Here is a 19,214-nt window from a genome sequence, read left to right on the forward strand (position 1 = left end):
ACCTCGTCGTCGCCGCGTGTCCGCGCCGTTCTCGCGCACTGTGCTGCCAACCTTGGCGGTGTGGACACCCATGTCATGGTGCTCGCGGTGGCTCTCGCGTTCACGGCGGTGCTCAACTGGGTCGCCGTCGCACGCGGCGACCATGTGGTGGACCTCATCACGAGGCCGACCTTCCTGCTCCTGCTCGGCGGACTGGCGTGGTCGGTCGCGGCGGTGCCGGGGTCAGCCCAAGGGGCTGCTGAGCGGGTCCTTCCCCCGGTCATCGGTGCGCTCGGCCTCTCCCTGGCGACCGATCTGCTGCTCCTGACGGCGACCGAGGCGAGGTACCTGCTCGGCCTCTCGACCTCCCTGCTCGGGCACGTCGCGTGGGGCTGGGCGGTGGTGTCCGCGCCTCGCCAGGCCGGTCCGTGGTGGGTGTTGGCGGCGGTGCCGCTCGTCGTCGTCCTGCACGGCCGTTGGGGGCGCGACGTCATCCGCTTCGCCGGGCGGCAGCGAGGCATCGTGTTCCTCCACGTCATGTCGCTCGTCGGCCTGGTCCTCGTGGCGGCCTGGCAGGGCGACGTGGTCGTCCTCGGGGGTAGCACGCTCCTGCTCGTGTCGTGGCTCGTCCTGGGGCACGACCGGTTCTGTCTCGAACGGCGCTGGGCTCCCGCGCTGGTCATGGTCACCTACCACGCCGCCCTGGTGCTCCTCGTCGTCGGGCTGATCGGCGATGGGACGTTCCGGCCATAAGGGACGAACGCGCGAGGGAATCCGCCATTCGGCTGAAGTCCTGCTCGACCGGTCCTTCAATGATCTGAAGGCAGGTTTACCTGACCTGCTGCTCCCGGCAATCGAACCCGACGAGAAACGGGGCCCTCACCCATGAGTTCATCATCCACACCGCGGACCACGCAGCCGTTCACGAGAGTTGGGGGGAGGTCTCGCCTCGTCGGCACGGTCGTCGGCGCCCTTGCGGTGTTGGGACTGATCGCGTCCCCCGCTGTTGCGGCCAAGCCCGATCCCACGCCACCGCCCGTGGTGTCGGTCTCTGTGTCCACGCCCGGCCTCGGACTGGACGGCGCCGTCCCTCCGGTGCTCGCCAAGGCGGGCGATCCGATCGACTTGACCCTGACCTCTTCACAGGCGTTCAACCAGGACGTGACCTTCAACCTCGGCGTCACCGTTGAGGACGGTCACCCCGACGGTGTGCTCAGCCCCAACCAGGTCACGCTGCTGGCCACCCAGACCGAGGCTCATGCCACGGTGTCGTACTCCGCAGTGGAGAACGGCGTCGTCATCACGCCTGCGGTCGGAGGCAAGGGCAAGCCGATCAGCTTCACGCCAGTTTCTTCGTCGCCCTTCGACAGTCTGCGGACGCTGCAGCTCGCCAACCAGGGGACGACCGTCTTCGGGGCCGACACGTGCACGACGACGACCCCGGAGACCAACTGCGGCATCGCCATGCTGCCGCTGAGCTTCGCATCCCAGCGGGCCGCCCTGTCGACCGGTGCCACGGCGCAGCAGTGCGCCGGGGGACCCTGCAAGGCTGGCTCCACCGTCGTGCAGTTCATCGCCGCGCTGGAGGGATACACCGCACAGTCGCCCGCAACACTGATCTTCCGCTGCGACAAGACGCAGTGCGGCAACGGCGGCGTGAACAAGTTCAAGGTGTACTTCACGTACGCGTTCTCCGGGCCCCTCGACACCGTCGCCCCGGCGTGCCTGCTCAAGGGCCAGGCCAACGTCGACCCGGTGACGGGCGAAGCGGTGGCCTGCGTCGACTACGTCAACAGCTCGCGCGACAACGCCGGCGACACGCTGCTCTACTTCAACTTCACCCACGACGTGCGGGGTACCGGCTACTGATCGGGGGCACTCCCTCGACCTAGCCCCTGGCTGCCTGGCCGATCTGGCCGCTCAGGTCGGTCGCAGCCAGGTCCGTGGTGTCGAACGGCGGCGGCAGGCGCACCACTCCGAGCTGAGCGAGGCATTCCTGTGCCTCGGTGAGCTCGGCAGTGCGGTCGTGGCCGGTGCGTGGCGAGACCAGGGCCAGCCCCATGAGGTTGAGCGCACGCACGTGCCCTCCGTCATGCCGCGTCGTCACGTCTCGGCCCATCTCGAAGGCGGTCTCCGCTGCCTCCCAGTCCCCGGTGAAGGCCAACGCGGCGCCCCTGATCAGGTGCAGCCTCGCCTCGAGGTCGTCGACGGCTGCGGCCTGGGCCTTGGGCAGCAGTGCGGCGGCTTCGGCCAGGGCTCCGGTGAAGTCATGCTCGACGAGGCGGCAGTGCGCCAGCGAGACGGCGGCGTCGACGGCTTCGTGCTCGAGCCCGAGGCGCTCGAGCGCGGACCGCGCCTGCTCAAGCAGCTCCCTGGCATCGTCGATTCGGCCCTGGCCGAGGCGCACCTTGCCGAGCTCGCGGTCCACGAGGGCCACGAGCTCAGGGTCGTCGGTGACGAGGGCGCCGCGGCGAGCTGCGGCGAGGAGTGGTGCGGCTTCGTCGTAGCGGGCCTGGCGCTGGAGGACGTCGGACCGGTTGTAGAGAGAGTTGGCCTCGTTGGCTGCGTCGCCGACCCTGCGGAAGAGCTCGGTTGCCTCGTCGAACCTGGCGTCGGCGGTGTCCCAGTCGCCGTCGGCCAGCGAGCGGATCGCGAGGGTGGTGAGGGAGTGGCCTTGGCCGAGCAGGTCGCCCGCTGCGGTGTAGGCGGCCAGGGACAGCTCGCCGTACGGCTCGTCCGGCTGCTCGCCCGCGGCGGTGCTGATGAGCTCCCGGTAGTTGTACGCCAGGGCGAGGGCACTCGAGTCGTTCGACTCGCGGGCCTCCTCCACGGCGACTCGGCTCCAGCGGAGGGCGTCGTCGTGACGCGACCGCAGGTGGTGCACGACGGCGAGGCGGCTGGCCAGTCGTGAGCGCTCCGCTGCTGCCAGCGGTCCGTCGAGGCTCTGGAGCCGGGCCCGGGCGTTGCTGGCGATTCGGCTCGCGGTGCCGAACGCGCCGAGGCGCTGGTGGATTCTCGTCTCCTTCACCGTCAGGCTGGCAACAGCCAGGGGATCCTGCCGCAGGAGCGTCTTGGCCCTGCGGTAGGCATCGATGGCCTCCCGCGACAGGCCGGCAAGGTCTGCCACGTCGCCCTTCGCCTCGAGCACCTGGGCCTGCTCCTCGGTCGCAACGTCCCTCACGTTGCGGGAGGCGGCCAGCGCCTTGTCATAGAGCGCCATGGCCTCGGGATAGCTCAAGGAGTGGCGAGCGCGGTCACCGGCGATGCGGGAGTAGGACCAGGCTCGCGTGTAGTCGCCGGCCTCGAAGAAGTGGGTGGCGAGGCGCTCACTCACCGCCTCGCGGTCCTCCGTGCGCTCGAGGACCTCACCGACGCGGAGGTGCATGCTCCGCCGCAGCCGATAGGGCAGCCCGGCGTAGGCGACGTCCCGGATCAGGGGGTTGTGGAAGCGGAACCAGCTCTGGACCGGCCCGTCCGGTTCGATGAAGCCGCGAAGGTCCCGGATGTCCGCATCGTCGATCGACCATCCCTGCGAGGCAACCATCTCCTGGAGGTCCTCGACGTCGAACCGCTCACCAAGCACTGCAGCGAAGCGCAGCAGGGTCCGGCACCGAGGCGCGAGCCGGTCGATCTGGCCCCCGATGAGTGAGTCGATCGTGTCGGGCAGGTCCTCGTCGGAGGACGCCCCGACGGTGTCGATGAGAGCACGCAGGAACAATGGGTTGCCGGCCGCCTTGGCCGCGACGCGTCGGAGCAGGTGGGCGCTGACCGGGCGATCCGCCGTGATGGCCTCCAGGAACGACACGGACGCCGCCTCGTCGAGCGGTGCGAGCTCGATCCGCGTCGCGGCGTCCTCCTCGGTCGACTCCAGCCCGCCGGGATCGGGTCGGCGTCCCGTGAGGACGAGCCACGGCTGGTCCGGCACCTCCCGGAGCAGCTCCCGGATGACGTCCGCACTGGACTCGTCCATCCGGTCCGCGCCCTCGAAGAGGAACAGCGTGGGTCCCTTGTGTGCCGAGCGGATCAGGGACACCACCACCTGCGAGAGCCGCGCCGGACGGAACCGCTCGTCGAGATCGCGGAGCTCAGGCGTCTCGGGCAGCGTGAAGCCGAGGACGGCTGCGAGCAGGGGCGTCCACGCCTCGAGGTCCGGAGCGTGCAGGCGGATCGCCTTCATCAGGGCGGCCTCGTGCTCCTCCGGGCTTGCGGCGGGGCTGGCGCCGATGACGTCGCGGACCAGGCGCCGGGTCGCCTGGTGGGAGCTCGCCCCACCGAAGCGCCCACTTGTGCCGCGAAGGACGGTGAAGTCGGGCGCCGAGTCGCACAACCAGGCGATGAGCGACGACTTGCCCAGACCGGCATCGGCGACCAGCTCGACCCAGCCACCGTGGCCGTGCCGCGCGTCGCCGAGAGCGGCGGCCAGGACGCCGATCTCGTGGTTCCGACCGTGCAGCCCGACGGTGCCCGAGGCCAAGGTGCGCAGGTGGTCGCCGGTCGCTGTCACGAGCGCGGCCTGGATCGGATGTGACTTGCCCTTGACGAGGAAGGGCGGCACCTCCGTTGCGACGATGCCTCCACCCGCGCGGCTCACGACATCGCGGACGGCCAGGACCTGACCAGGGCTGGACTTGCCCATGACCCGGGCAGCCACATTGATGGCATCGCCCTTGATCGAATATGTCCGGCGGAACGACGGTCCGAAGTCAGAGGCGAAGACCCGCCCCCGGTTGACGCCGACGCGCAGCGGCAGGCGCCCCGCACAGTCGACGACCCGCCGCGTGGCAGCGAGCATGCGCCGCTCGAGGTCCTCACCGCCGCGCGGGGCGCCGGCAGCGAGCATGATCTTGCCTCCGTCCCGGTTGATGTCGCTCTCGAGGAACGTCACTCCCTCGGACTCGCACGCGGACTGGACGTTGCGCACGACCTCGTCGAGAGCCGTCGCGAGCGCCTCGGGGCCTTCGCGTTCGATGAGGTCGTCCGTGCCCGAGAACTGGATGAAGGCGACGGCGATCGTGCGGTGCTCTGCCTCGCCAGCGGCCGCCAAGAGGTGGGTGCGAACCGGTGGTGGAAGGAGGACGGCGATCCCGGGTGCCGTCCTCGCGGCCGGACGAGGGGACACCGGCGTGGCGTTGCGCGCGGAGCGGGCGGGGGCACGTCGGACGAGGAGCAGTCCGTCGTCGTTCTGCTCGACCGCGGACCTGGGCAGGCCGGCGGCCGTCTCCGGGCTGACGGCGATCTGGCCCGCGGTGGCGGCACCCTCGAGCTCGGCGGTACGGCTGGCTGCGGGGCCGCTGACGATGAGCTCCAGGTGCACGTTCGGGTCGCCGACGAGGAAGAAGTCGAAGTCGCCGCTGTGGATGCCCGTGGACATCCGGAGGGTCACCTTGCCTGCCGATGAGCCGGTCCGCCCGACGGAGTAGAGCGCCCGGCGCATCGCGGCGGTCGCGCGGACCGCCCGCGCTGCATGGTCTTGCCCACGGAAGAGCAACAGGACGGCGTCGCCACCCCACTTGACCAGGTCCGCGTCCTCCCGGCGGGCCTGCTCGAGCAGCGCCGTGAAGGTCGAGTCGAGGATGTCGCTCAGCTCCTCGGAGCCGACCTTGCCCATCCGCGTGAGGCGCTCCGTGAGCGAGGTGAAGCCCGAGATGTCGACGAACGCCATGCTCCCCGAGATCCGCCGATGCCGGGTGGTCCGGTCCTCCGCGAGCCATTCAGCCGCCAGTGCCGGGACATACGGGACGAGTGCCTCGTCGCCGGCCGGTTCAGGGGCAGGATCCATCTGGGGGTTGCGGGCGGGCATGGTTCTCAGTCCCGAGTTCCCACCGACAGCGTCATGCCCTCTCGGGCCACCGTCACCTTCATCGGGCCGCGGAGGCCGCGCTCCATCGACCTCAGCTGGCTGTCGGTGCGGTTCGGTGCGTGGTGGAAGAGCACGACGTGACGAGCACCCACCTCCATGCCCAGCTCGATGCTGTCGGACACCGTCGCATGGCCGAAGCGCGCCGCGACCTCGCGCTCCGCGCGGAAGAACTGAGAGTCGTGGATGAGCAGGTCGACGTCCCGAAGCGAGGCGGCCAGGCTCGCGGGGCGTGAGACTGCCGCGTGGTCGGGGACGTACGCGATCGACCCGGAGTCGTCCGTGATGCGGTAGCCGAACGTCCGGCCGCCCTTGTGCTCGACATCGAACGCCCTGACCTCGAAGCCGTCGACGGGCACGGCGCCGGCGCCGATCGCGTGGAAGCGCCACTGTCCCTGCAACCCCTCCGGGAGGATCGGAAAGCCGGGGGGCGAGAGGAACCGGGCGAGCAGGTCTCGGCCGCCGAGGCCGTCCTGCGCCGGAAGGAACAGGTCGACCTCGCTCGTGGGCTGGTCACCCTTGACGAAGAAGGGAAGTCCCTGGACGTGGTCCCAGTGCATGTGGGTGATGAGGATGACACCGGTGAAGTCGCGCCCCGGAAGGCGATCGCTCAGCAGGCGGATGCCCGTGCCGGCGTCGAGCACGATGGTCGGTGCGTCGGCGTGATCGTGCGCGACGGCCACACAGGATGTGTGACCGCCATAGTGGACGAACGCGGCGCCGGGAGCCGGCGTGGATCCCCGCACCCCGAGGAACAGCAACCTCATGGCCTCACCCCTCTGGCAATCTACCGGAGGCGTCCATCCCATGGGCAGAATGGCGGAGGAGGAGGCTGTCGGGGGACGCGTCGACAGGCCATGACTCGTTGCTCACACGTGCCGGTCGTCGGGCTCTCGCGCGCGTATCGTCCGAGCTATGAAGCACAGGGGGTGGACGTTCCTCACGAATCACGGACACGTGCTGGTCTGTGTGTCACGGGATCCGGACGCGACGATCCGCGAGATCGCCAGCTGCGTCGGGATCACGGAGCGTGCAGTGCAGGCGATCGTGTCCGACCTGGAGGCCAACGAGACCATCGCCCGCTTCCGCGTCGGTCGTCGCAACCGGTACGTCGTGCGCCGCGACGCCTCTTTCCGCCACCCCGTGGAGCGCGAACTTCTGGTAGGTCAGTTCGTCGAGCTCCTGGCGACGGAGGACCGGGAGCCTGCCACCGCAACCACGGCCTCCTGACGAGCCACCTGCGCAGGTTGGGCCGGGACGACTGTGCCGTGTCGTTGCAGGCAGCGACGCGAGTGCTCGAGTTGTCCTCGACGAAGCCAACCCGCCGCACGACCGCACCTTCACTCGGGAGCGGGCTCGGCGGCATACGACGGCCGTATGCCGCTGGGCTGGGTCCCCGGACGCGTCACGCGGTCCAGCCATGCTGGGATCTGCGCAAGAACCGCGGCGCCGAGCATGACGGTGGGGCCCGCCGGAGCGGACCCCACCGTCTGCATTTCAGTGCCGGCTAGGGCGCGGCCGCCACTGAGACGGGTGCGGACCACGTGGTTCCGCTGAGGTTGACCGAACCGATCCGGAAGTACCACGCCTGACGGGCGATGGAGCCGGTCGTGTAGGTCGTGGCCGCGCTGCCCACCGGGGCCGAGCCGGAGACCGTGGCGAACGTGCTGCTGGTGCTCCACTGGATGGTGTAGCCGGTCAGGCCCGGCACGCCATTCCACGTGAGCGTCACGCGTTCACCTCCGCCTTGCCGGACGGCCGTCCCGGCCACGCCGGTGGGAGCCGCTGGCAACGCCGGCACCGTGAGGTTGGTGCTGGGGCTCGAGTACGCCGAGGAGCCAGCCCCGTTGACCGCCTTGACACGGTAGGTGTACGTGGCGCCAGGGCGCACGGTCTTGTCCACATAGGTGACGCTGCCCGTGTTGCTCCGTGCAGGTGCCGTCGCGACCGGTGTGAACGTGCCGACGACACCCGAGACGACGAGGGCGCGCTCGACGACGAAGCCGGTCTCGTTGGTGGCGTTGTCTCGCCACGTCAGGCTCGCCTGCGGGCCGGCCTGCAACGTCGTGGCCAGGGTGGTCGGTGCCGCAGGGACCGGCACTCCGGTCGGCCCGACGAGCACCGGCGTCGAGACGGAGTCACCGGCGGCGTTCCAGGCCACCACGCGGTAGCTGTAGAGCGCCGTGCTTCCGGCAGCGGTGTCGTTGAAGCCGGTCACGTTGGCGAGCGTGGTGCCGATCGGCACGTAGGCGCCCACCTTGCCGTTGGCAGCCACCGGAGCCCGTTCGATGCGGTAGCCCACCTCGTTCGCTGCGCTACCCCACGTCGTCAGGTCTGTCAGGCTGGTTGGGGTGCCGTCGGTCCAGACGAGGTTGACTCCTCCGTTGCGGATGTAGGTGATGACCGGCGGATCCGGCAGCCTCCGGTCGGCGTGAACCGTGACCGGGCGCATCATGTCCATCTCCTCGTGGCTGAGGATGTGGCAGTGCCACACGTATTCCCAGCCGAAGTCGGTCATGACGTTCTCGATGGGTGCGATCGGGTTGCCGTTGGCGTCGGTGTTGTTGAACCCGGCCTCGGTGCCGTTCGGGCCGTTCACTGAACCCTTGGCGCCGATGGGCATCATCGGGTTGAGCGGCCGTTTGCTGTCCGGGACGCCGAAGGGCAGGACCGGCACGATGGGTCGCACCGCAACGATCGTGTCCTCGAGCGGGCTGACCCGGACGGTGTCCTTCCAGCCGAGCTCGTTCGGGTCTGGCGGGATGATGATGTTGTCCCAGGTGACCCTGTTGAGGACCTGGACGTCGTACAGGTGGAAGTGCAGCGGGTGGGTGTCCACACCGTTGTGCGTGATCTTCCAGATCTGTGTCCCGTCGGCTGCGGAGCTGATCGGCGTGACGTCGAGACTGCTCGGCAACCCCGTGGCGTCCAGCGTCTCCGTGGCCGGATTGACGAACGGGTACAGGATGATGTTCTGCAGCAGCGGGGTCGCCCCGGGCGCCTCCAGTCCCATGTTCGCGGTCATCCGACCCCACTCGTCGAAGCTGGCCGAGTTCATTTCGTCATGGATACCTTTGGGTTGCAAGGGAATCCCAAGTTGTGCGCCGGTTCCGTCCTTGTTCGGACCGAGGGTGTCGAACTTGAAGACGTCGCCACCCTGCTGGTTGATCCGGGCGTAGCCGTCACACCTGGCCGTCGGGGTCGTCGGGCTGTTGCAGTTGCCGCTGCCCACGAAGTTGCTCCCGTAGGCGGTGTCGTAGGCGTCCTGCCCGACGATGATCGGGTCCGAACCGGACTCGAACACGCCGGCTGCCTTGCCAGTCGCGGAATCGGTGTGGTGCGTGAACGCTGCCACGAGCGCGCCCATCCGGTCGGCCGTGGTGTTCGGCCGGTCGAACGCAAGTGCCGGATCGGCCGTTGACACCTTCACCTGCATGATGGTGCGGGTGTTCGGCCCGAAGCCGGGCAGCGTCGACGGTGCGCCAGCAGGGGTCAGGTCCGGGCCTCCGGTGTAGTAGTCGTAGCCGGGGACTCGGGCCGGGAACGCCGCTGGGGCGTCGTTGTAGAGGATCAGGGTCTTGCCGCGGTACTGGGAGAAGTCGACGACGACGTCGGCCCGCTCCGCGGGTGCGAGCAGCAGGGAGTGCTGGTCCACGTTGCCGACGTCGAACCGGGTCGGGTCGGTGATCCACGTGGTCTCGTGCGCTGGGACCACGACGGGGGACGGCAGGAACCCGCCCTCGGTGCCGATCTGGATCCAGTCCGGTCCCTTGGGGCTCTTGGTCGTGTCCGGTGTCGGGAAGACGACCGGGTCCGTCTGGGCGGCCGCGACCTCCGCTGGCTTCAGCGCGACCTCGGTGCCCGTCGAGTCGGCGACGTACCACGACAGGTTCCAGAAGCGGTCATTGGCCGCGTTGAGGACCCGGTAGCGGTAGGCCTTGGGATCGACCGTGGTCGTCGGGTAGGCGGTGCCGTTGACGATGGGTGTGTCGTTGAACGCCTCCATGCCCACCGAGACGTTCGGCGTCGACGGGATCTCCGGCGGCTCGCAGAACGCCTGCACGTCGGGGTCACAGTTCGGGTCGAAGTACGGGTTGGCGATGGGTGGGTACTTGGCGTTCTTGGCAGGCGGCCAGAACCAGGGGCCGTACATCCACCGGCCGAAGGCGCTCATGCCGGACGGGTCGCCGGGGTTCTGTGCCGGCATGTACACGTGCGGCGTCCACAGGTTGCCCTCGCCGCCCCACTTGGAGTAGTTCCACGTCGGGTCGACCTTCGCCATCGTGGCCGAGTCCGGCACGAACGTCTTGTCCTGGATGACCAGCGGGTCGCCGTGGCCGAGGCCCTCGAGGGCGCCGCCGGCGCCGATGAGCTTCGCCTCGGTGTCATCGGTGAGCAGGTACGGTGCGGCTTCGCCCGCGTACACGTTGAGGCGGGTGATGCCCCAGGCGTGGTCGTGGTAGAACATCAGCCGCGCGCTCTGCTGGTTGGTGTAGAAGAACGTCTCCGCGCCGGGCCCGGGGTCGGGCATGTCGGGCACGTTGCTCACACTGACGCCCTTCGGATACGCGGTGGCCTCACCGTCGGGGGTGACCCACTGGTGCGGCGTACCGTCGCTGATCCACGGCGTGATGCCTCCGTGCAGGTGGAGCGTGGCCCGGTTCTCCGTGAAGCAGGTCGCCGGCTTCGGGGTCTCGGCGCACGCGGGATTGCGCACTCCGTCGGTGACCAGACCCTCGTCGGTCGCCATGTCCATCGGCACCTTCGTCACCGGGTCGAGCGTGACGCCGTTGGGACCCATGCCGGATCCCATGAGGGAGGTGTCGACGGGGAGGAACAGGTCGCCGGACTCACCCTTGGGCAGCAGGTTCCGGAAGGTGATCCGGACGGGCTTGTTCTTCGTCGCGACGATCGTCGGGCCGAGATAGTGCGGCGTGTCCACTCCGGTGTAGCCCGTGATCGGGGTGGGCGCGACGGCGGGATCGAGATTCGCATTGCTCAGCGGTTCCTGCTTGCCCTTCACTACCGGGGTGGACAGCTGGACATACCCGCGGAGCAGGGTCGCAGGCAGCTGCGAGCTGAACTGCTGCCGGTACTGCACCAACCCGATCTCGTAGTAGTCCGTCCCGGGATAGGTCGTCGTGTCGGGGACGGCCGTGGGAATGTACTGGCCGAGGCTGTTGGCCTTTTCGGGACCCATGCCCGCCAAGGTGTCGACGAACTTCCTCAGGCCTGGCGTGAGGTAGCCCGCGCCGGGGTCGGTGACGGTGATCGCAGTGACCGAGCCCTTGACGGCCACGGTCGCGGTAGCGCTGGCACCCTTGTCCGCGACGCCGACGGTGTCGTTGATGGCGACGCTCGGCGCCGAGTCGTAGCCGCTGCCGCCATCCGTGACGTCGATCCGGCCGATCCCGATGGTGGCCTCCACGGTGGCCCCAGTCGCGTTGACCTGGTTGCCGTCGAGGATCTCGACCGTCGGGGCCTTCGTGTAGCCGGAGCCGGCCTCCACCACCTCAACGGTGGTGACGACGCCATTCGCGTCCATCGTGGCCTTGCCGGTCGCCTGGACGCCGTCTGGCAGGTCTGGCAGCGAAATCTTCACGATCGGCTGGACCGTGTAGCCAGTTCCGCCATCAGTCAGCTTCAGCTTGTCGACGCCACCACTGGCGACACCGGTGGCCGGCGTCGTGGGGTTGCCGCCCGTGAAGGTCACCTCCGGGGCCGAGAATCCGAAGCCTGCTTCGTTCACGGTGACACTGGAGATCACGCCGGTAGCGATCTGTGCGGTCGCCGCCGCAGGGGTCGTCGGAGTGATGCCGGGCGACTCGAACGTGACGTTCGGCGGGTTGAGGTAGCCGCTGCCCGGATTGGTGACATCGACGCTCAGGATGCCGCCCGTCTTCGGGTCGACGGTGGCGGTTGCCTCTGCACCGGTTCCCGGGTCGGTGACGGTCGGCGTGACGAGCGCACCGAACGAGTAGTTCCGGTCCTGCGTCGGGTAGAGCGGGAAGGCGGCCCCGCCGACGGTCACGGTGGCATCGACGGCGGGGGGCACGTTGGTCGCCGGCGTCGTGCTGCTGTCCACACCCGCCGGATAGCTGAACAGGTCGGTATTGGTGGCAACCCCGGTGTCGACCGGGATCCCCTGACCGTAGAAGCCGATGACGTCGCCCGCCTGGACCGCCACCCCGGTTCCGGCCGGGAACGTCGCGACCTCGCCCACGCCCGCCACGCCGGTGGCAGGAACGGTCAGCTGGCCGCTGTCGTACACGACGGTGTACTCGTTGGTCGTCGCTGTGGGGCGCAGCACGTAGGCGTGGAACAGGCCGCCCGCCGAAGGCGTGGGACTCCCGGCAGCATTCGCCTGGTTCCACGTCTGGAAGCTGTTGAGCGTGCCCGCCGGCAGCGTCGAGCCGGGAAGCACGACGAAGACCGGGCCGAGCTCGCCGGGTGGCGTCGCATAGTCGGTCGCGTTGGCGCGCTCGACCAGCGCGTTGCCGAAGGCCACCGGGGTCGGGGTGCCAAGGCTGAGCTTGACGACTGCGTCCGCGAGCACCTGCGGGCTGTTCGCCCAGTTCGGGTACGGCCCGAAGTAGTGCGGGACCTTCGACTCGTCCCGTGGGTCGGTCACGGCCGCCGGAGCGGTCGGGGTAGCCGCAGCGAGGGATGTGCCAGTCATATATCGGCCGCTCCCCAGCACGGAGGCCAAGGAGGCTCTGCCGGGCGCCACCACCGAAACCATCAAGGCGGCCAGGGCCGCTACCAGCACCAACAGTTTGCGTGAACGAGGCGCCATGATGAACCCCTTAGATTTGGACGGCGCTATCGCACCGCATTACCAAACTGAAGCACTCGCAGCGCCACGCGTTCACGAAATGAGGTGAATGGCAAGGCAATTGACCCGAATGTTATCTCCATCACATTCGAAACAGGCGGTTTTCAGCGGATCCGCTCTATTTGCGCTGCGCGCTCCCCAAGTTGTTGGGAAGAGAAAGTCACGAATTGCCTTTCGCCTTTCTTTGAACAATGACCGGATATGTCGGATCAGGATAGCCAAACCTTATTCTTGAAAGAAGTCGCCGGACCTGTGGAGACAGCCGGCCGCGGCGTCACGGGTACGACCCGCGCAACCCGGCTCAGCGGCATACGACGGCCGTATGCCGCTGGGCTGGGTCGCGGCACGCGTCTCCCGGCCCAGCCGTGCTGGGACCTGCGCTAACCTTGGGCACATGGCTGGTCTGCTGCTCCTTCCGCAGCCGCGTTGACCAAAGCCGGGAGCATCCCGGCATCAACGCGGCTCCCCCTCCTGTGCGAGGGGTTTTTTCTTGTCTGAAGCGCCCAGGGCGCACGGCCACCCACGACGTGATGAGAGAGAAGACATGAGCGAACAGACCAACGAGACGCCGTTCCGCTACACAGCGGCCATGGCTGGGGACATCGAAGTCGCCTGGCAGGACCGGTGGGAGGAGGAGGGCACGTTCAACGCGCCCAACCCCGCGGGGCCGTGGGCCGACCCCGAGACCGTCGGGCAACGCGGCAAGAAGCTCGTCGTCCTCGACATGTTCCCGTATCCGAGCGGCGCGGGCCTGCACGTCGGGCACCCGCTCGGCTACATCGCGACCGACGTCTACTCGCGCTTCCACCGCATGCTCGGGCGGAACGTCCTGCACGCGCTCGGCTACGACGCGTTCGGCCTGCCCGCCGAGCAGTACGCCGTGCAGACCGGGCAGCACCCTCGGAAGACCACCGAGGAGAACATGACCGTCATGAGGCGCCAGCTGCGGCGGCTCGGGCTGGGCTTCGACAACCGGCGCACCTTCGCGACGATCGACGAGGACTACTACCGCTGGACCCAGTGGATCTTCCTGCAGATCTGGGACGCCTGGTACGACGAGACCGCCGTGCGCGAGGACGGTGGCCGAGGGAAGGCCCGACCGATCAGCGAGCTCGTCGAGGAGTTCGAGGCGGGCCGTCGGGCCGTGCTCACCGAGGACGGTCGCCCCTGGGCGGAGCTGACCGTGACCGAGCAGGCGAAGGCGCTCGACGCCTTCCGCCTCGCCTACCAGTCGGAGGCCCCGGTCAACTGGTGCCCGGGTCTGGGGACGGTCCTGTCCAACGAGGAGGTCACCAACGAGGGACGGTCCGAGCGCGGCAACTTCCCGGTCTTCCGGCGCAACCTGTCCCAGTGGATGATGCGGATCACCGCCTACGCCGACCGGCTCGCCGACGACCTGGACCGCGTGGACTGGCCAGAGAACGTCAAGCTGATGCAGCGCAACTGGATCGGGCGCTCGCAGGGTGCCCGCGTGCGCTTCCCCGTGGCGACCGTGGCGGGGGAGCGGGCCGACATCGAGGTCTTCACGACTCGTCCCGACACGCTCTTCGGCGCGACCTTCATGGTGCTCGCCCCCGAGCACCCGCTCGTCGGCGCCCTTGTCCCTGAAGGCGACTGGCCCGAGGGGACGAAGGACGTCTGGACGGGCGACGACGCCACTGCGCAGTCCAGCCCCAGGGCTGCCGTCGCGGCCTACCAGCTCGCCGCGTCCCGCAAGGGCGACGTCGAGAGGCAGACCGAGGGCAAGGACAAGACCGGGGTCTTCACCGGCAGCTGGGCGACGAACCCCGTGACGGGAGAGTCGATTCCGGTGTTCGTCGCCGACTACGTGCTGATGGGCTACGGCACTGGCGCCATCATGGCCGTACCCGGCCAGGACACCCGTGACTGGGAGTACGCCGAGAAGTTCGAGCTGCCCATCATCCGCACCGTCCAGCCGATCGAAGGCCACCCGGACGACGAGCCGTTCACCGGTGAGGGGCCCGCGATCAACTCCGCCACCGCCGAGGTCTCGCTCAACGGCCTGGGCGTGGCTGAGGCGAAGTCACGCATCATCGCCCACCTGGAGAGCAGGGGCCTCGGGGAGGGTGCGATCACCTACCGGATCCGCGACTGGCTCTTCAGCCGGCAGCGCTACTGGGGCGAGCCGTTCCCCATCATGTTCGACGAGGACGGTGTCAGCTACCCGGTGCCGGACGACCAGCTGCCGCTGACCCTGCCGGACGTGCCGGACTACAGCCCCAAGACGTTCGACCCGAACGACGCCGAGAGCAGCCCGGAGCCGCCGCTGTCGCGCGTCCCCGAGTGGGTCAACGTCGAGCTCGACCTGGGGGACGGCCGCGGTCGGCGCAGCTTCCACCGCGAGACGAACACCATGCCCAACTGGGCCGGGTCCTGCTGGTACTACTTCCGCTACCTCGACCCGGCGAACCACGAGGCATTCGTCGACCCCGCCAACGAGGCGTACTGGATGGCCAAGCAGGCGACGCCCGTCGAGGGCGCGCCGAAGGGTACGCGCGACCCGGGCGGCGTCGACCTCTACGTCGGCGGCGTCGAGCACGCGGTGCTCCACCTGCTCTATGCGCGGTTCTGGCACAAGGTCCTCTTCGACCTCGGCCACGTGCAGAGCGAGGAGCCGTTCCGTACGTACTTCGCGCAGGGCTACATCCAGGCCTACGCGTACACCGACAGGCGCGGTCAGTACGTCCCCGCGGCGGACGTCGTCGAGGAGCCGGGCAAGGATGGCCAGCCGACGTACGTCTGGGACGGCCAGCTCGTCAACCGCGAGTACGGCAAGATCGGCAAGTCCCTGAAGAACATGGTCAGCCCGGACGACATGTACGACAGCTTCGGTGCGGACACGTTCCGCGTCTACGAGATGTCGATGGGGCCGCTCGAGGTGTCCAAGCCCTGGGAGACGCGTGCCGTCGTCGGGTCGCAGCGGTTCCTGCAGCGCGTGTGGCGCAACGTCGTCGACGAGGTGACCGGCGAGCTGCGCGTCGGTGACACGGCGGACGCCGAGCCGGACCAGGGGCTGACCACCCAGCTGCACAAGACGATTGCGGGGGTTCGCGAGGACTACGAGGGGCTGCGCTTCAACACCGCCATCGCCAAGCTCATCGAGCTGAACAACGCCGTCACCAAGCTCGAGGTGCCGCCCCGCGAGGTGATGGAGGCCCTCGTCCTCATGATCGCGCCGATCGCGCCGCACATCGCGGAGGAGCTGTGGGCGCGGCTGGGCCACGCCGGCGGCGTCTCGTACGTGCCGTTCCCGGTGAGCGACCCGTCGAAGATCGTCGAGGAGCAGGTGACCTGCGTCATCCAGATCAAGGGCAAGGTGCGCGATCGCATCGAGGTGGCTCCCGACATCTCGGAGGACGAGCTGCGCGGGCTCGTGCTCGCCCGGGACAAGGTCAAGGCGGCCACGGTGGACGGGGTCCGCACCGTCATCGTGCGGGCGCCCAAGCTCGTCAACGTCGTCCCGGCGTGAGGCACGACGACCATGCCGTATGCCGCTGACCTGGCCGGGTGCCCACGGTGACCGCCGCGGGCCCACCGTTGGGTGACAAGCTCAATGACCGGCTGGGTGACCGGCTGCGCCGCTGGCGAAGGACCCGCGCGACGGAGCTGGTCCAGCAGGAGGCCGCCGGCGCGCGCGTCGACGTGCGAGTGGTCACCGACTCGACGGCGTACCTGCCGGAGTCCTTCGTCGAGCGGCACGGCATCGAGGTGATCCCGCTCCATGTCGTCGTCGGCGGTCAGGAGCTCGTCGAGGGCCGCGACATCAGCGCAGCGGAGGTCGCGGCGGCCCTGCGTGAGTACACCATCGTCACGACCTCGCGCCCGAGCCCGGCCATGTTCGCCGAGGTCTATGCCCGGCTGGTGGACGAGGGCGCGACGCACATCGTGTCGGTGCACCTGTCGAGCCAGATGTCCGGGACCTACGAGGCGGCCGCCCTCGCAGCCACCGAGGCGTCCGTTCCGGTCGAGGTCATCGACAGCGAGACCATCGGGATGGCGATGGGCTTCTCGGTCGTCGCGGGGGCGGAGGTCGCCGCTGCCGGTGGCGAGCTCGACGCGGTCACGGAGGCGATCCACGCGCGGCTCCGGCCGTCCGGCGTCCTCTTCTACGTCGACACCCTGGAGCACCTGAGGCGCGGGGGGCGCATCGGTGCCGCCTCGGCCCTGCTCGGGTCCGCCCTCGCGATCAAACCGATCCTGGCGGTTCGCAGCGGGCGCATCATGCCGGTCGAGAAGGTCCGGACCTCGTCCCGCGCTGTCGCCCGCATCGAGGCCATGGTGCTCGAGTACGTCACGAAGGGCGGGGTGAACGTCGACCTGGCCGTCCATCACCTCGATGCGGCAGCGCGGGCCGAGCAGATCGCGGCGCACCTCGAGGGCCGCCTACCCGGGTCGCCCGAGGTGCTCGTCGTCGAGCTCGGGGCCGTCGTCGGGGCGCACGTCGGGCCGGGCACCGTTGCCATCGCGATCTCGCCGCGTCCGGGTGAGCCACTCCCTGCATCGGCCGCGTCCCCGAGACCATGAACGCCGGCACCGTCGCGGCCTGGGTCGGAGGAGTGCTGGGAGCCTTCCTCCTCGGGTCCGTGAACCCTGCGACGATCATCGCCCGGCTCCTCGGCAAGGACCTGTCCGCCTCGGGGTCGGGGAACCCGGGTGCGACCAACGCGGGGCGTGTCCTCGGCCGCAAGTGGGGGGTCCTCGTCGGGGTCCTCGACGTCCTCAAGGGGCTGGTCCCCACCTTCCTCGCAGGGCAGTGGTTCGGCGCGCACGCCGCCTACGCCGTCGGTCTGGCCGCGATCCTGGGCCACGTCTGGTCGCCCTTCCTCCGGGGGCGGGGCGGGAAGGGCGTGGCCACCACACTGGGGGCGATCCTCGGCGTCCACCCCTGGGTGGCGCTCGTCTCGGTCGCCGTCTTCGCGGTTGCCGTGATCACGACCCGATGGGTGGCCGCCGGCTCGATCTTCGGCGCCCTCGCGATGATCGTCATGGCCGTCCTCGTGCTGGCCGGCCGGGCGCCCGGGGACCTGTGGACCGGCCTCTGGCTCATCGGCATCGCCCTGGTCGTGCTCTGGCGGCACCGGAACAACGTCATCGGCTGGTGGCGCCAGCGCCGCCTCCGCTGACCTGCGTTCTCGTCGACTGTGCAGTTCGCGCCGGGCTGGCCCCGTCGAGTGTGCACTCCGCGCCACCTCGGGCTGGCCCCGTCGAGTGTGCACTTCCCGCCCGCCCCCCGTCTGGTCGAGTGTGCACTCCGGGCCATCTCGGGCTGCGCTCGTGTGACGGCGTAGTGGATGGGTCGAGGGGATGGCGCCCGCAGCTTCCCGAGCATGCGCGCCAAGACGCCGCGCCCCAGTCGTGCGCCCTGAACTCGGCCCGGCGCGTACTGCACAGTCGACGAGAACATAGCCCGGCGCGGAGTGCACAGTCGACGAAAACTCAGCCCGGCGCTTACTGCACAGTCGACGAGCACTCAGCTCGGCGCGGAGTGCACACTCGACGGGGCCAGCCCGGCGCGGAGTGCACAGTCGACGAAAACTCAGCCCGGCGGCATACGGCCCGGGCGCAGCCCTCAGAAGACGATCGTGCGGCGCCCCGACAGGAAGACCCGGCTCTCGGCGTGGTCGCGCACCGCTCGGGACAGCACGCGCCGCTCGACGTCGCGGCCGATGGCGACGAGCCGCTGCGGTGTCTCGGCGTGGGTGACGCGCACGACGTCCTGCTCGATGATCGGTCCCTCGTCGAGGTCCGCGGTGACGTAGTGAGCCGACGCCCCGATGAGCTTCACTCCGCGGTCGTGGGCCTGGTGATAGGGCTTGGCGCCCTTGAAACCCGGGAGGAACGAGTGGTGGATGTTGATCGCCCGGCCGGCGAGAGCCCGGCACAACGAGTCCGACAGGATCTGCATGTAGCGGGCGAGGACGACGAGTCCGACGTCCTCGGCCTCGACGATCTTGAGCAGCTGCGCCTCGGCGTCGGCCTTGGTGTCCTCCGTGACCGGGATGTGCAGGAACGGCAGGCCGTAGTACTCGACGAGTCCGCGGGTGTCCTCGTGGTTGGAGACGACGCCGACGATGTCGATGGGCAGGTCTCCGGACTTCCACCGGTAGAGCAGGTCGAGCAGGCAGTGGTCGAACTTGCTGACAAGGATGAGCGTGCGGCAGCGTTCCTCGGCGGGCCGGACGGCGAGGTGCTGGTGCTTGATGGCGGGGGAGGCGTCGATGGCGTCGAGCACCTTCTGCACGCCGGCCGTGTCGGCGTCGAAGACGGTCCGCATGAAGAACAGGTTGGTGTCCTCGTCGGAGTACTGCTGGTTCTCCAGGATGTTCGCGTTGACGTCGAGGAGTGCGGCTGAGACGGCGGCCACGATGCCGGGACGGTCGTCGCAGGTCAGGGTCATGATGTGCCGGGCCATCCGAGGATTGTTGCTCAGCCCGCGGGTCCGTTCCCAATCGGGGTGGCGCCGTCTCGGGGAGTGACCGTCCACATCCGCTCGGGTGGCGAGCCGTCGTCCACAGTTCCGCA

11 protein-coding genes are annotated in these 19,214 nt (G+C 69.2%); 6 read left to right on the forward strand and 5 right to left on the reverse strand.

Features of this window, described 5'->3' with window-relative positions:
• Positions 1 to 60: 60 nt before the first annotated feature.
• Complete coding sequence (locus tag ABF401_RS18035; RefSeq protein ID WP_353510967.1) at positions 61 to 732, forward strand: lysoplasmalogenase family protein; 672 nt, start codon at positions 61 to 63, stop codon at positions 730 to 732.
• A gap of 132 nt (positions 733 to 864) precedes the next feature.
• Positions 865 to 1,848, forward strand: coding sequence for a hypothetical protein (locus ABF401_RS18040; RefSeq protein ID WP_353510968.1), 984 nt, complete (start codon positions 865 to 867; stop codon positions 1,846 to 1,848).
• 19 nt (positions 1,849 to 1,867) lie between these two features.
• Here ABF401_RS18040 and ABF401_RS18045 read toward each other — a convergent pair whose 3' ends face one another.
• A complete protein-coding gene (locus ABF401_RS18045; protein WP_353510969.1) occupies positions 1,868 to 5,779 on the reverse strand; it encodes an adenylate/guanylate cyclase domain-containing protein in 3,912 nt (1,303 codons plus the stop codon).
• A gap of 5 nt (positions 5,780 to 5,784) precedes the next feature.
• On the reverse strand, positions 5,785 to 6,603 hold the full coding sequence (locus ABF401_RS18050; protein ID WP_353510970.1) for an MBL fold metallo-hydrolase: 819 nt from the start codon (positions 6,601 to 6,603) through the stop codon (positions 5,785 to 5,787).
• A gap of 148 nt (positions 6,604 to 6,751) precedes the next feature.
• On the opposite strand from ABF401_RS18050, the gene ABF401_RS18055 reads away from it, so the two are divergent.
• The gene (locus ABF401_RS18055; RefSeq protein ID WP_353510971.1) at positions 6,752 to 7,066 is read left to right on the forward strand and encodes a helix-turn-helix transcriptional regulator; all 315 of its coding nucleotides are present in this window, start codon (positions 6,752 to 6,754) and stop codon (positions 7,064 to 7,066) included.
• A 110-nt stretch (positions 7,067 to 7,176) separates the two neighbouring features.
• On the opposite strand, the gene ABF401_RS18060 is transcribed toward ABF401_RS18055, so the two are convergent.
• Together ABF401_RS18060 and ABF401_RS18065 are read right to left on the reverse strand one after the other, a co-directional pair.
• Positions 7,177 to 7,323 (reverse strand): hypothetical protein, encoded by a 147-nt coding sequence (locus ABF401_RS18060; protein ID WP_353510972.1) that lies wholly within the window; start codon positions 7,321 to 7,323, stop codon positions 7,177 to 7,179.
• A gap of 20 nt (positions 7,324 to 7,343) precedes the next feature.
• The gene (locus tag ABF401_RS18065) at positions 7,344 to 12,515 is read right to left on the reverse strand and encodes a multicopper oxidase domain-containing protein (protein WP_353510973.1); all 5,172 of its coding nucleotides are present in this window, start codon (positions 12,513 to 12,515) and stop codon (positions 7,344 to 7,346) included.
• A gap of 700 nt (positions 12,516 to 13,215) precedes the next feature.
• On the opposite strand from ABF401_RS18065, the gene leuS reads away from it, so the two are divergent.
• Genes leuS through plsY form a run of 3 tightly spaced genes read left to right on the forward strand, consistent with a single transcriptional unit; the run spans position 13,216 to position 17,815 of the window.
• Positions 13,216 to 16,161 carry a leucine--tRNA ligase gene (gene leuS, locus ABF401_RS18070; RefSeq protein ID WP_353510974.1) on the forward strand — a complete coding sequence of 982 codons (2,946 nt, stop codon included), beginning with the start codon at positions 13,216 to 13,218 and terminating at the stop codon, positions 16,159 to 16,161.
• A gap of 47 nt (positions 16,162 to 16,208) precedes the next feature.
• A complete protein-coding gene (locus tag ABF401_RS18075; RefSeq protein WP_353510975.1) occupies positions 16,209 to 17,216 on the forward strand; it encodes a DegV family protein in 1,008 nt (335 codons plus the stop codon).
• Complete coding sequence (plsY, locus tag ABF401_RS18080; protein WP_353510976.1) at positions 17,213 to 17,815, forward strand: glycerol-3-phosphate 1-O-acyltransferase PlsY; 603 nt, start codon at positions 17,213 to 17,215, stop codon at positions 17,813 to 17,815. Before ABF401_RS18075 ends, plsY begins: the two co-directional genes overlap by 4 nt.
• 446 nt (positions 17,816 to 18,261) lie before the next feature.
• Here the strand turns inward: plsY and purU are convergent, their stop codons facing one another.
• Positions 18,262 to 19,104, reverse strand: a complete 843-nt coding sequence (gene purU / locus ABF401_RS18085) for a formyltetrahydrofolate deformylase (RefSeq protein ID WP_353510977.1) — start codon at positions 19,102 to 19,104, stop codon at positions 18,262 to 18,264.
• Positions 19,105 to 19,214 lie beyond the last annotated feature (110 nt).

It is taken from the genome of Intrasporangium sp., assembly GCF_040414665.1.
GTDB lineage: Bacteria > Actinomycetota > Actinomycetes > Actinomycetales > Dermatophilaceae > Intrasporangium.

Coding starts and splice junctions, on each gene's coding strand:
- ABF401_RS18045 (WP_353510969.1), bottom strand. CDS start 5,779: ATGCCCGCCCGCAACCCCCAGATGGATCCTGCCCCTGAACCGGCCGGC.
- ABF401_RS18065 (WP_353510973.1), bottom strand. CDS start 12,515: ATGACTGGCACATCCCTCGCTGCGGCTACCCCGACCGCTCCGGCGGCC.
- ABF401_RS18050 (WP_353510970.1), bottom strand. CDS start 6,603: ATGAGGTTGCTGTTCCTCGGGGTGCGGGGATCCACGCCGGCTCCCGGC.
- leuS (WP_353510974.1), top strand. CDS start 13,216: ATGAGCGAACAGACCAACGAGACGCCGTTCCGCTACACAGCGGCCATG.
- plsY (WP_353510976.1), top strand. CDS start 17,213: ATGAACGCCGGCACCGTCGCGGCCTGGGTCGGAGGAGTGCTGGGAGCC.
- ABF401_RS18040 (WP_353510968.1), top strand. CDS start 865: ATGAGTTCATCATCCACACCGCGGACCACGCAGCCGTTCACGAGAGTT.
- purU (WP_353510977.1), bottom strand. CDS start 19,104: ATGGCCCGGCACATCATGACCCTGACCTGCGACGACCGTCCCGGCATC.
- ABF401_RS18055 (WP_353510971.1), top strand. CDS start 6,752: ATGAAGCACAGGGGGTGGACGTTCCTCACGAATCACGGACACGTGCTG.